We start from the raw sequence: 12445 nt of genomic DNA on the forward strand, positions 1-12445 counted from the left end.
AAAAGAGCGTTACCGGTTTTAATTAACATCATTAGATAATTAAATAAAAGGTAATTCTATGTATCAAACAAATAATCCTATCATCAAACATAAAGTCGGGTTACTTAACCTCGCTGAAGAGCTTAATAACGTCTCAAAAGCCTGTAAGATTATGGGGGTATCCCGAGATACGTTTTATCGCTACCAGGAACTTGTTAACGATGGTGGGATAGACGCTTTAATTAATCAAAATCGACGGGTGCCTAACGTAAAAAATAGAGTAGATGAACAGATTGAAAGCGCTGTAGTCGAGTATGCGATTGAATACCCTGCACACGGTCAACACCGCAGTAGTAATGAACTAAGAAAAAAAGGCATTTTTGTTTCGGGGAGTGGCGTTTGCTCTATTTGGCTGCGCCATAATCTCGAAAATTTTACAAAACGCCTAAAAGCGCTTGAAGATAAAATCGCAACAGAAGGAATTATCCTGTCAGAATCACAAATCAGTGCTCTAGAAAAGAAAGCGCAAGATGATGAAGCCTGTGGTGAGATTGAAACAGCGCATCCAGGTTATCTGGGTTCACAAGATACTTTTTATGTCGGTCATTTAAAAGGCGTTGGTCGTGTTTATCAACAAACTTACATTGATACTTACAGTAAAGTCGTTCATTGTAAGCTTTACACAACAAAAAGCGCGATAACGGCGGCAGATTTATTAAATGACAAGGTTCTCCCTTTTTATTCCCAGCATGGGTTACCGGTGTTACGTATACTGACGGACAGAGGCAGTGAGTATTGTGGTAAAGTTGAACATCACGATTACCAACTTTATCTCGCTATCAATGATATTGATCATACAAAAACTAAAGCTCGTTCACCTCAAACTAATGGGATTTGTGAACGCTTTCATAAAACTGTATTACAAGAGTTCTATCAGGTGGCTTTTCGTAAGAAAATCTATAGGGCTTTAAATGAATTACAAGCTGATTTAGATAAATGGTTAGCGGAATATAATAACCAACGCACTCATCAAGGAAAAATGTGTTGCGGTCGAACTCCTATGGCAACTTTACACGATGGAAAACAACTTTGGAGAGAGAAAGATTTAAATCAAATTTAACCTGACAGGTACTGTATAAATAACCGGCAACTGTCAGATTAAGTCTGAGCTACTACAAATTATGAACACCCTCTCATCATTTCAGCCAATGAAATCTGAGTAGACCGTCTACGACGCTTACTACCGTTATTCAGCAAAATTTCATGCATTTTTGGCTCGAAGTCTTTACAAAAATCATCCATCAGGCAATAAAGTTCAGTAAGATTTTCCATCATTGTTTAACAATGCTCTACTCTTTAACAAGATTGTTAGAGTATTTTAACGAAATATGCGCATTCAACTATTTGAATAGCAAGACTTTCACTTTATTTCTTATCCCGAACTCAGGTTAATTTATGGTATTCGACCCATTAGTCCATTTGCGACCTCTTTAATTGAAGCCGGTTATCCCACTAAGCCACTTATGATTAAAGGGAAAACCGCCGATTGGAATCCACAAGCTGGATTTATTTGTGTTAATCAAAATTTTAGTAAGCTTGTTGGACAGTCAGAACAGGTGCAAAAATACAATGCCTTGATCAGTAAAAATATACAAAATGGTGAAGCGATTAGTGTGCCTTTGACTATAACCCGCGATAGGATCAACGAATTGATCGAGTTAGGTTGTCTTGAATTATCTTGCTCACGTGGTGATGGCATGATTTTGTTAGCGCACTCACCAACTGGACAGGAATATCAATTTGACGCTATTTATCAATCTAATAGTAATAAGAAATAGCCGAGAAACCGATTTATGTGTTGAGTGAACCGAAAATACACGAACCATTTGTCCCTGATTATGATTTATTATTGGTAGCTCCTCATATTGGTGATTATGGCACACTTGATACTGTGATACCGAGTGAACGTAATGATACCAAATTAGGCACCGCAAACCATCGTTTGTTTAAATTAGCCGATGATATTCATCGTGCTTTGTATCGCGATGAACAGCATAAACTTATTCATCATGGTACAGATGTGAATAATGAGTCATCGGAATTGGCAGACAATTTTCCGGTGACACTATTTTTGCCTAAAGCGATCGAAAAATATGCCAAAATAACGGTACTGGATTCAGCGGAGGCACTGGCTTAATTTATTCAAGCCGCTAAAAATGAAGGTTATCATGTACCGCTCAATGTACGTTGGCAAGAAATGCACAATATTCGTCGCGCGTCTTATGAAGAGGCTCGTCAACGAGTTGAGCATTATTACCGTAAATTGTCATTAAAATAGTTGCTGAATAGAGACTTGCATTTTTTGTCACGCTATAGACAATAAAAAGAGGTTTAACTTAGAAAATAACGGTTTGAAATGATCAACAAAGAGCGGTTGTTACGAGATAATCGTTTATGTAAAGCAATCATTGGATTATCAGTCGAAGAATTGAAAAATTTAGCCGCTGAATTTTCAGCTTGTTATTTGATTTATCGGAAAAAGAATCGAAAAGATCACGAGCGGCAGATGGGTGCAGGGCAGAAAGGATTTATCCCAACCCCATTAGATAAACTGCTTTTTATTTTATTGTATTTAAAATGTTATCCGACCTATGATTTGCAAGGACTTCTTTTTGGTTTAGATAGAACACAGGTATGTCGCTGGGTAAAAATATTATTGCCGGTTTTAGAGATGACCTTGGGGCGAGAATGTGTTTTGCCCGCTCGTCAAATTCGCTCTGCTGAGGAATTTTTTCGCGCCTTTCCTGGAGTTAAAGACGTCTTTATTGATGGGACAGAGCGACCTGTCCAAAAGCCTAAGAATCTGCGTCGGCGAAAAAAAATGTATTCGGGAAAGAAAAGACAGACCACTCGAAAAGGGCTTATTATGACTGACGAAACGAGGAAAATTGGATTTATCCCCATGATCAAAAATGGGCGCCGTCACGATAAACGCTTACTCGATAAAGTCGATATAATTCGCCATATTCCCCCTGAGGTAACCATCTGGGCCGATACCGGTTTTCAAGGTATAGATAAACAGCATCCTAATACACAAATCCCAAAAAAAGGAACTCGAAAAAGACCTTTATCGCCTGAACAAAAACAAGAAAATAAAATAATCTCGGGCATCCGTATTACGGTTGAACACGCCATCGCGGGTATCAAGCGCCTCGGTTGTATGACCCAAATTTTACGGAATCGTAGACCCTTTATTGATGATATAGCTAGGCGACTTAATTTTGATTACAGCATATGTATTAAAAACAGGTCATCGATAGTGCATCCTGTTTCCATCTTTTTACGTTTAGCTTGAGACCATTTATGTTCTATAGGATTTAAATCTGGTGAATACACAGGCAAATATTCTATCTGGTGTCCTGCGTTTATAATTGCCTGTTCAATATTCTTACCTTTGTGAAAGCTAGCGTTGTCCATAAAAATAACAGAATTTTCAGGAAGTTCTGGGAGCAATATTTTTGTGATCCAAACATAAAAAACATCACGATTAATATTGCAATCAAATAATCCGATAGCAAAAAGGGTTGTTCCCAATAAAGCGCCAATAACATTTGTTCTTCCCTTAGCACCCCAGTTTTTCAGGCCAAAACAACGGTGACCTTTTGGGGAATAGCCGTGAGTTCGTGGAGTGTCATGTGAAAAACCACTTTCATCAATAAAAACAACAGATTTATCTTTTTTTTCATACTGTTGTCTTTTTTGCTGATGTGCCAGCCTGTCGCTTTCGTTGGTTTTTGGATGGAATAGAGTTTTTTTTATAGGTTAATCCCAGCTTTTTAAGGGATTGCCAAATAGTCTTTTTACAAACACCGAATCGCTCTGCCCGTTCCTTTTGGTAAGCATCTGGATACTGTTCCACATCTTTTGATAAAGCATTTTTATCGAGCTTCCTCTTACGTGGCGTTGAATTTTTTGGCTCTGGTCGTTTAAGCCAACGTACTAAAGACGCTTTTCCAATACGGAATTGTTTCGCAGTTTCTCGAATTGTTAAACCTTCGGCTTTCCTTACAGATATTACTTTACGTCGAAAATCAATTGTATAACTCATAACACACCTTGTAATCAAAATTAAGTCGCCTAGCTATACCTTTTTACTCCTTAGTGCCGGTCTTTGGAATTTCCATCTCAGAACAGCCTAAAATTTACTTCAATCACCGAAATACCCATTAAACAACACGCTTATTATAAAGACCACTCTCTGTAGATAGCTGCGTTAAGTTGTTATTTATGAGTTGGTAAATCAAAATGGCGTGCCAGTATTGGAGCAGTAAAATTTTTCTTAAGATAAAATCCACGCGGTAGCGTCATTATTGGTTGGCCGTGTCTACCTATCCCTTCTGTCAAAGCCTTATTATTTGCAGCTTTAGGGCGAATTTGTAGTACCTGGCCATGGCGTGCGGTGATGTTTTCAACCTGACCTAACACGATCATATCCATTAACTCTTCCCAATCTTTTTTAAGCAGCTGCTCTTCAATTGGATTGGGACTCCACAGTAGTGGTGAAGCGACTCTTCGCTTGGCTAATGGGATTTGGCGCTCACCTTCAATCGGTATCCATAAAACCCGTGATAGCTTATGACGTACATGACTTGAAAGCCAGGTTACTCCACTATTACCGGTTAAAGCTGCTACACAAACGAAGGTTGTTTCTAATGGTTCACCATAGCGGTTAATAGGGATGGTTTTAAGTTCAATACCAAGATGAGCAAAATCTTGTTCTGCTTTGCTACCAGCATTTGCGCCTAAACAATATTCTAATAACTGACCTACCCAACCTTTAGCACGTCTAAGATCGTGGGGGACTGCGATACCTGCCTGATAAGCCAGTTCAGCCATGGTATAACCCGCTAGGTTTTTGGCTTTACTCAGTAAACTTTGTTCATCATCAGGGGGCAGGGGAGAAAATTGCATAAATCATACCTGTATAAAAAATAGCCAGTTAAATTTGTACACACAGTGAAAATTTTAACATAAAAATAGTTGCTGAATAGAGACTTGCATTTTTTGTCACGCTATAGACAATAAAAAGAGGTTTAACTTAGAAAATAACGGTTTGAAATGATCAACAAAGAGCGGTTGTTACGAGATAATCGTTTATGTAAAGCAATCATTGGATTATCAGTCGAAGAATTGAAAAATTTAGCCGCTGAATTTTCAGCTTGTTATTTGATTTATCGGAAAAAGAATCGAAAAGATCACGAGCGGCAGATGGGTGCAGGGCAGAAAGGATTTATCCCAACCCCATTAGATAAACTGCTTTTTATTTTATTGTATTTAAAATGTTATCCGACCTATGATTTGCAAGGACTTCTTTTTGGTTTAGATAGAACACGGGTATGTCGCTGGGTAAAAATATTATTGCCGGTTTTAGAGATGACCTTGGGGCGAGAATGTGTTTTGCCCGCTCGTCAAATTCGCTCTGCTGAGGAATTTTTTCGCGCCTTTCCTGGAGTTAAAGACGTCTTTATTGATGGGACAGAGCGACCTGTCCAAAAGCCTAAGAATCTGCGTCGGCGAAAAAAAATGTATTCGGGAAAGAAAAGACAGACCACTCGAAAAGAGCTTATTATGACTGACGAAACGAGGAAAATTGGATTTATCCCCATGATCAAAAATGGGCGCCGTCACGATAAACGCTTACTCGATAAAGTCGATATAATTCGCCATATTCCCCCTGAGGTAACCATCTGGGCCGATACCGGTTTTCAAGGTATAGATAAACAGCATCCTAATACACAAATCCCAAAAAAAGGAACTCGAAAAAGACCTTTATCGCCTGAACAAAAACAAGAAAATAAAATAATCTCGGGCATCCGTATTACGGTTGAACACGCCATCGCGGGTATCAAGCGCCTCGGTTGTATGACCCAAATTTTACGGAATCGTAGACCCTTTATTGATGATACCTTTTTACTCCTTAGTGCCGGTCTTTGGAATTTCCATCTCAGAACAGCCTAAAATTTACTTCAATCACCGAAATACCCTTATTTCACTATTAAGCAACACGCTTTTAGAAAATAACGGTTTGAAATGATCAACAAAGAGCGGTTGTTACGAGATAATCGTTTATGTAAAGCAATCATTGGATTATCAGTCGAAGAATTGAAAAATTTAGCCGCTGAATTTTCAGCTTGTTATTTGATTTATCGGAAAAAGAATCGAAAAGATCACGAGCGGCAGATGGGTGCAGGGCAGAAAGGATTTATCCCAACCCCATTAGATAAACTGCTTTTTATTTTATTGTATTTAAAATGTTATCCGACCTATGATTTGCAAGGACTTCTTTTTGGTTTAGATATAGCTAGGCGACTTAATTTTGATTACAAGGTGTGTTATGAGTTATACAATTGATTTTCGACGTAAAGTAATATCTGTAAGGAAAGCCGAAGGTTTAACAATTCGAGAAACTGCGAAACAATTCCGTATTGGAAAAGCGTCTTTAGTACGTTGGCTTAAACGACCAGAGCCAAAAAATTCAACGCCACGTAAGAGGAAGCTCGATAAAAATGCTTTAGCAAAAGATGTGGAACAGTATCCAGATGCTTACCAAAAGGAACGGGCAGAGCGATTCGGTGTTTGTAAAAAGACTATTTGGCAATCCCTTAAAAAGCTGGGATTAACCTATAAAAAAAACTCTATTCCATCCAAAAACCAACGAAAGCGACAGGCTGGCACATCAGCAAAAAAGACAACAGTATGAAAAAAAAGATAAATCTGTTGTTTTTATTAATGAAAGTGGTTTTTCACATGACACTCCACGAACTCACGGCTATTCCCCAAAAGGTCACCGTTGTTTTGGCCTGAAAAACTGGGGTGCTAAGGGAAGAACAAATGTTATTGGCGCTTTATTGGGAACAACCCTGTTTGCTATCGGATTATTTGATTGCAATATTAATCGTGATGTTTTTTATGTTTGGATCACAAAAATATTGCTCCCAGAACTTCCTGAAAATTCTGTTATTTTTATGGACAACGCTAGCTTTCACAAAGGTAAGAATATTGAACAGGCAATTATAAACGCAGGACACCAGATAGAATATTTGCCTGTGTATTCACCAGATTTAAATCCTATAGAACATAAATGGTCTCAAGCTAAACGTAAAAAGATGGAAACAGGATGCACTATCGATGACCTGTTTTTAATACATATGCTGTAATCAAAATTAAGTCGCCTAGCTATAGAACACGGGTATGTCGCTGGGTAAAAATATTATTGCCGGTTTTAGAGATGACCTTGGGGCGAGAATGTGTTTTGCCCGCTCGTCAAATTCGCTCTGCTGAGGAATTTTTTCGCGCCTTTCCTGGAGTTAAAGACGTCTTTATTGATGGGACAGAGCGACCTGTCCAAAAGCCTAAGAATCTGCGTCGGCGAAAAAAAATGTATTCGGGAAAGAAAAGACAGACCACTCGAAAAGGGCTTATTATGACTGACGAAACGAGGAAAATTGGATTTATCCCCATGATCAAAAATGGGCGCCGTCACGATAAACGCTTACTCGATAAAGTCGATATAATTCGCCATATTCCCCCTGAGGTAACCATCTGGGCCGATACCGGTTTTCAAGGTATAGATAAACAGCATCCTAATACACAAATCCCAAAAAAAGGAACTCGAAAAAGACCTTTATCGCCTGAACTGTATTAGTCTTAACTTAATCCGACAATTCTGATTTAAAAAAGAGCGTTACCGGTTTTAATTAACATCATTAGATAATTAAATAAAAGGTAATTCTATGTATCAAACAAATAATCCTATCATCAAACATAAAGTCGGGTTACTTAACCTCGCTGAAGAGCTTAATAACGTCTCAAAAGCCTGTAAGATTATGGGGGTATCCCGAGATACGTTTTATCGCTACCAGGAACTTGTTAACGATGGTGGGATAGACGCTTTAATTAATCAAAATCGACGGGTGCCTAGCGTAAAAAATAGAGTAGATGAACAGATTGAAAGCGCTGTAGTCGAGTATGCGATTGAATACCCTGCACACGGTCAACACCGCAGTAGTAATGAACTAAGAAAAAAAGGCATTTTTGTTTCGGGGAGTGGCGTTCGCTCTATTTGGCTGCGCCATAATCTCGAAAATTTTACAAAACGCCTAAAAGCGCTTGAAGATAAAATCGCAACAGAAGGAATTATCCTGTCAGAATCACAAATCAGTGCTCTAGAAAAGAAAGCGCAAGATGATGAAGCCTGTGGTGAGATTGAAACAGCGCATCCAGGTTATCTGGGTTCACAAGATACTTTTTATGTCGGTCATTTAAAAGGCGTTGGTCGTGTTTATCAACAAACTTACATTGATACTTACAGTAAAGTCGTTCATTGTAAGCTTTACACAACAAAAAGCGCGATAACGGCGGCAGATTTATTAAATGACAAGGTTCTCCCTTTTTATTCCCAGCATGGGTTACCGGTGTTACGTATACTGACGGACAGAGGCAGTGAGTATTGTGGTAAAGTTGAACATCACGATTATCAACTTTATCTCGCTATCAATGATATTGATCATACAAAAACTAAAGCTCGTTCACCTCAAACTAATGGGATTTGTGAACGCTTTCATAAAACTGTATTACAAGAGTTCTATCAGGTGGCTTTTCGTAAAAAATCTATAGGGCTTTAAATGAATTACAAGCTGATTTAGATAAATGGTTAGCGGAAATAATAACCAACGCACTCATCAAGGAAAAATGTGTTGCGGTCGAACTCCTATGGCAACTTTACACGATGGAAAACAACTTTGGAGAGAGAAAGATTTAAATCAAATTTAACCTGACAGGTACTGTATAAATAACCGGCAACTGTCAGATTAAGTCTGAGCTACTACAATCAGGGAAGTCATTATACCAGTCGTCAGTATAGGCAGGCATTGTGGCGTTATCAGATGACCCAAAGTATCAGTCGCAGAGGGAATTGTTGGGATAATAGTCCGATGGAACGATTCTTCCGTAGTCTGAAGACCGAATGGGTGCCAACGACTGGCTACCAAAGCTTTAGTACTGCTCAGTCAGCCATTATTCGCTACATAACCCACTACTATAGCGATATAAGACCTCACTGGTATAACGGTGGATTAACGCCAAACGAATCAGAGCGACTGTTCCGTGAACAGTCAGGTAGGGTGGCCAATTTTAGTTGACCACTACAAATATGCGTAATAGCTCCATCTGATATTTCCAGTCCATATAATTCTGCAACATGTTTTTGAATATCACGATAACTCATGCCTAATGCAAATAACGATAGGATTTTGTTATCAATATCCTCTGATAATTTTGTCTGATTTTTCTTAATGAGCTGAGGCTCAAAAGCACCTGACCTGTCTCTGGGCGTTTTCAGTTCAAATTGACTTGATGTCGATTTAACAGTTTTTCGAGTATAGCCATTTTTACGCGTATCGATTGACCTTGTCGATAGGTAGTGTTCTATTTCTGCCTGCAGGGCAGCTTCGGTCAGCTGTTTTATGAGTGGTGTGAGTATTCCATCCGTACTGAGTAAATTTTTACCTGATTGTAATTGCTTCAACGCTTCATCAAAATTAAATGATTGATTTCTCATATGTCATACCTCTTTTTTTGAGTTTAAGATATGACACAAATTTTTGAACACTACCTAAATACAAAATCTTATAAATTAAAAGCAACTTATTGTAATTTAAACAAATTTATACGTTTTAGTAACTTGCAAATTAACCATTGCTTTTAAGCCATTTCTGGAATTTTATATGCCTGTGCGAAACGCGTGTATATCAAACATTTGATGCTCAACTTCCAATAGCGACTAGGTTGCTTATTACCATTTCTGATAAAATTGCTGACAATGCTTTGTATATCGTTGTCACCTTAGCTTGCATTTGTTTATAATATTTTACATATAGAAAACATACGCCAAATTTAATTAAACAAGAACAAAAGGTTATCTTACATTTGCCATTACACAATAAGCTTATTGGTTGGCAACAACTTTGCTATTTTTTTCAAACTCTACATATTACCCAAAAATCAGGATTAACATTATTAGAAGGATTCGAATATGTATTAAAAACACTAAAACATCCCGTTTATCATGATGCTATCCATTCTATATATCAAAAAATTCAACGAGGTATTTCTTTTAGCGACAGTATAAAAAGAAAGAAACTATTCCCATATCTATGCTTGCAATTTATTACAGCCGGAGAATTATCTGGCAATTTAGTATTATTTTTAGAAAAACTAGCTAATTGGTATCAAAATAACCTAATAAACTATGTTAATAAAAAGATAAAATTAATTGAACCAATGCTAATACTATTACTCGCAGTTGTAATTACTGGATTATTATTCACTATGTATTTGCCGATTTTTAATTTAGGTAATATTATTTCTTAAGTAATCAATGTAACAATAAAATAAAAAATATGATTATGTTAAAACCCGTTATAATAAACATAAAAAAATTATCAAACCTTTGCCTGGAATTTACCATTTTAATTTATTGAAAGAGAGGATGCATGAGCTATATTGTTGCTCTTACAGGCGGGATAGGAAGCGGCAAAAGTACCGTTTCAGATAAATTTGCATCCTTAGGAGTACCAATTGTTGATGCAGACATCATTTCAAGACAAATAGTTATGCCTAATACTTATGCTTTTAACATGATAAAACAACATTTTGGTTCAACTATTCTCAATAACGATGGCTCTTTAAATCGCGCCAAGTTAAGAAAAAAAATATTTAGCGATCCAAGAGAAAAAAATTGGTTAAATAATTTGCTTCATCCATTAATACATCAAGAAACACAACGCCAGCTAACTTTACTTAATTCCCCTTATGTAGTTTGGGTTGTCCCGTTATTAATTGAAAATAATCTAGAGCACCTTGCCAACCACGTGCTAGTCATTGACGTAACACCAGAAGAACAAATAGCTCGTATAATGAAGCGTGATAGAATTAGCCAACAAGAAGCAAAAAATATTTTATCTAACCAAGTTAGCCGGATAAGGCGCTTAGAAAAAGCTGATGATATAATTAATAATCACGATAATAACTTAACACTTGATGAAACTTTAGCGAAATTACATCAGAAATATTTGCAATTAGCTATGAATGCTTCTCAGGAAACACACAATGAGTAATACTATTTCTATCATTATTTATGAACATCCATTAAATGAGAAAATGCGCTCTTGGCTGCGCATGGAATGTTTGCTTCAGCAACTCATTGACTTGAAAAACATCAACTCATTAGCTAGTGGGTTAGCTTTTTTTCGTGCCGTTTCTGAATTAATCGAAGTATTAGATCGCAGTGATATACGTGCAGACATTATTAAAGAATTAGATAAACAAAAAAATAAACTTAATCAATGGTGCAGTGATCCCCATGCAGATAAAACTCTGATTAAAAATCTTCTAAAAGAACTGCAAGAAAATCTCACTTCCTTAAGAGAAGCACCACGCATTGGTCAACACTTACGGCAAGATAAAGTTATTAGTATTGCTCGCCAGCGGTTAATTATACCCGGAGGTTGTTGTAGTTTTGATTTACCAGCCTTACATTTATGGTTAAATACTCATAAAAAAGAGATAGAAGCTAGAATTAACTTTTGGATTGACGACATCCTTCCGTTACGTTCTGCTTTAAATATGCTATTAAATTTGATCCGCAAGTCTAATACATTCACCAGTCAAAAAAGCTATAAAGGCTTCTATCAAGGTAGTGTAGAAAATGCGGATCTGATCCGAATAAAGTTACCGATCAATCTATCTCTATATCCTCAAATTTCTGGACATAAAACACGTTTTGCTATCCGATTCTTACATGAAGACAGTGAAAATGGTATTGTACCTGATGAATTACCATTTAAATTAGCCTGTTGTTAGGAGTCATTATGTCAGATAAGCTCACGGTAAAATGTCCGACTTGCCATAAAATTGTTATTTGGCAAGAGAGTAGCCCTTATCGCCCTTTTTGTAGCAAACGATGTCGATTAATCGATCTTGGTGAATGGGCTGGTGAGGAAAAAAGGATCTCAAGTCAACGAAATATTTCCGAAATAGATGATTGGAGTGAAATATCCGATGATCATGACATTAAAAAATAAGCTTAAAGTCAAAAACGCTTTGAATTTTACCTATACCATTATATACCCCTTAGATAACCTGAGTTCTCGGGATAAGCGATAGTTGCGAGAAAACAAAAATAGCCGATTTATCAAAAAATATTTTAAAATCAATAAGATAAAAAAAGCAGGAAAATTCTTAGTGATAGCATGTTAAAAAAGAAGCTATTTTTCTCTACTAAAATCATGAAAAAAACCAAAATTAATACTGTTTTATGTAATTATTTTAAGTTAACTATTTGAATATGTGATAAAAAATTAGGATCCTTATCCCGAACTCAGGTTAGATAAGATAATTTCAAAAA

Annotated in this window: 16 protein-coding genes and 4 pseudogenes; 15 read left to right on the forward strand and 5 right to left on the reverse strand. The window is 37.0% G+C overall.

Annotation, left to right across the window (positions count from 1 at the left end):
- The first annotated feature begins 58 nt into the window (after window positions 1-58).
- On the forward strand, window positions 59-1099 hold the full coding sequence (locus AYJ55_RS16635) for an IS481 family transposase (RefSeq protein WP_063657312.1): 1041 nt from the start codon (window positions 59-61) through the stop codon (window positions 1097-1099).
- A gap of 74 nt (window positions 1100-1173) precedes the next feature.
- On the opposite strand, the pseudogene AYJ55_RS30950 reads toward AYJ55_RS16635, so the two are convergent.
- A pseudogene (locus AYJ55_RS30950) lies at window positions 1174-1311 on the reverse strand (IS982 family transposase); the annotation flags it as partial.
- A 119-nt stretch (window positions 1312-1430) separates the two neighbouring features.
- On the opposite strand from AYJ55_RS30950, the gene AYJ55_RS16640 reads away from it, so the two are divergent.
- The 3 genes from AYJ55_RS16640 to AYJ55_RS16650 all read left to right on the forward strand — a co-directional run bounded on the left by AYJ55_RS16640 (window position 1431) and on the right by AYJ55_RS16650 (window position 3334).
- Complete coding sequence (locus AYJ55_RS16640) at window positions 1431-1817, forward strand: anthrax toxin-like adenylyl cyclase domain-containing protein (RefSeq protein ID WP_281181177.1); 387 nt, start codon at window positions 1431-1433, stop codon at window positions 1815-1817.
- A gap of 20 nt (window positions 1818-1837) precedes the next feature.
- The gene (locus AYJ55_RS16645) at window positions 1838-2176 is read left to right on the forward strand and encodes a hypothetical protein (protein ID WP_063657314.1); all 339 of its coding nucleotides are present in this window, start codon (window positions 1838-1840) and stop codon (window positions 2174-2176) included.
- Between the two features lie 219 nt (window positions 2177-2395).
- The gene (locus tag AYJ55_RS16650) at window positions 2396-3334 is read left to right on the forward strand and encodes a transposase family protein (RefSeq protein ID WP_063657315.1); all 939 of its coding nucleotides are present in this window, start codon (window positions 2396-2398) and stop codon (window positions 3332-3334) included.
- Here the strand turns inward: AYJ55_RS16650 and AYJ55_RS26650 are convergent.
- From AYJ55_RS26650 to mutH, 3 genes are all read right to left on the reverse strand, one after another.
- Entirely contained in the window at window positions 3265-3798 is a 534-nt protein-coding gene (locus AYJ55_RS26650) for an IS630 family transposase (RefSeq protein ID WP_162505291.1), read from the reverse strand. The two genes, AYJ55_RS16650 and AYJ55_RS26650, sit on opposite strands and share 70 nt — an antisense overlap.
- On the reverse strand, window positions 3722-4087 hold the full coding sequence (locus AYJ55_RS16655; RefSeq protein WP_063655295.1) for an IS630 transposase-related protein: 366 nt from the start codon (window positions 4085-4087) through the stop codon (window positions 3722-3724). Before AYJ55_RS16655 ends, AYJ55_RS26650 begins: the two co-directional genes overlap by 77 nt.
- A gap of 173 nt (window positions 4088-4260) precedes the next feature.
- Window positions 4261-4950, reverse strand: coding sequence for a DNA mismatch repair endonuclease MutH (gene mutH, locus AYJ55_RS16660; protein WP_063657316.1), 690 nt, complete (start codon window positions 4948-4950; stop codon window positions 4261-4263).
- Window positions 4951-5097: 147 nt separating this feature from the next.
- Between mutH and AYJ55_RS16665 the strand changes: the two genes are divergently transcribed.
- The 7 genes and pseudogenes from AYJ55_RS16665 to AYJ55_RS26655 form a co-directional block, all read left to right on the forward strand.
- Window positions 5098-5997 (forward strand): transposase family protein, encoded by a 900-nt coding sequence (locus tag AYJ55_RS16665; RefSeq protein WP_063657317.1) that lies wholly within the window; start codon window positions 5098-5100, stop codon window positions 5995-5997.
- A 72-nt stretch (window positions 5998-6069) separates the two neighbouring features.
- Window positions 6070-6390, forward strand: coding sequence for a helix-turn-helix domain-containing protein (locus tag AYJ55_RS16670; protein ID WP_063657318.1), 321 nt, complete (start codon window positions 6070-6072; stop codon window positions 6388-6390).
- On the forward strand, window positions 6374-6739 hold the full coding sequence (locus tag AYJ55_RS16675) for an IS630 transposase-related protein (RefSeq protein WP_063653415.1): 366 nt from the start codon (window positions 6374-6376) through the stop codon (window positions 6737-6739). The genes AYJ55_RS16670 and AYJ55_RS16675 overlap by 17 nt, the downstream gene beginning before the upstream one ends.
- Window positions 6708-7196 (forward strand): IS630 family transposase, encoded by a 489-nt coding sequence (locus tag AYJ55_RS16680; RefSeq protein WP_222703526.1) that lies wholly within the window; start codon window positions 6708-6710, stop codon window positions 7194-7196. The genes AYJ55_RS16675 and AYJ55_RS16680 overlap by 32 nt, the downstream gene beginning before the upstream one ends.
- 56 nt (window positions 7197-7252) lie before the next feature.
- Entirely contained in the window at window positions 7253-7684 is a 432-nt protein-coding gene (locus AYJ55_RS16685; protein ID WP_063657319.1) for a transposase family protein, read from the forward strand.
- 88 nt (window positions 7685-7772) lie between these two features.
- Window positions 7773-8811: pseudogene (locus tag AYJ55_RS16690) on the forward strand (IS481 family transposase).
- 56 nt (window positions 8812-8867) lie between these two features.
- Window positions 8868-9179: pseudogene (locus tag AYJ55_RS26655) on the forward strand (integrase core domain-containing protein); the annotation flags it as partial.
- Between the two features lie 8 nt (window positions 9180-9187).
- Here AYJ55_RS26655 and AYJ55_RS16695 read toward each other — a convergent pair.
- Window positions 9188-9598, reverse strand: a pseudogene (locus AYJ55_RS16695) (transposase); the annotation flags it as partial.
- A gap of 368 nt (window positions 9599-9966) precedes the next feature.
- Between AYJ55_RS16695 and AYJ55_RS16700 the strand changes: the two are divergent.
- The 4 genes from AYJ55_RS16700 to yacG all read left to right on the forward strand — a co-directional run bounded on the left by AYJ55_RS16700 (window position 9967) and on the right by yacG (window position 12122).
- Window positions 9967-10410: a type II secretion system F family protein gene (locus AYJ55_RS16700; protein WP_063657321.1), complete on the forward strand. Its 444-nt coding sequence runs from the start codon at window positions 9967-9969 to the stop codon at window positions 10408-10410.
- 122 nt (window positions 10411-10532) lie between these two features.
- Entirely contained in the window at window positions 10533-11156 is a 624-nt protein-coding gene (gene coaE / locus AYJ55_RS16705; protein WP_063657322.1) for a dephospho-CoA kinase, read from the forward strand.
- Window positions 11149-11901, forward strand: a complete 753-nt coding sequence (gene zapD, locus AYJ55_RS16710) for a cell division protein ZapD (protein WP_063657323.1) — start codon at window positions 11149-11151, stop codon at window positions 11899-11901. Before coaE ends, zapD begins: the two co-directional genes overlap by 8 nt.
- Before the next feature lie 8 nt (window positions 11902-11909).
- Window positions 11910-12122, forward strand: coding sequence for a DNA gyrase inhibitor YacG (gene yacG / locus AYJ55_RS16715; RefSeq protein WP_063657324.1), 213 nt, complete (start codon window positions 11910-11912; stop codon window positions 12120-12122).
- Window positions 12123-12445: the final 323 nt, after the last annotated feature.

Origin of the sequence: Candidatus Arsenophonus triatominarum (assembly GCF_001640365.1) — a bacterium.
Lineage (GTDB): Bacteria > Pseudomonadota > Gammaproteobacteria > Enterobacterales > Enterobacteriaceae > Arsenophonus > Arsenophonus triatominarum.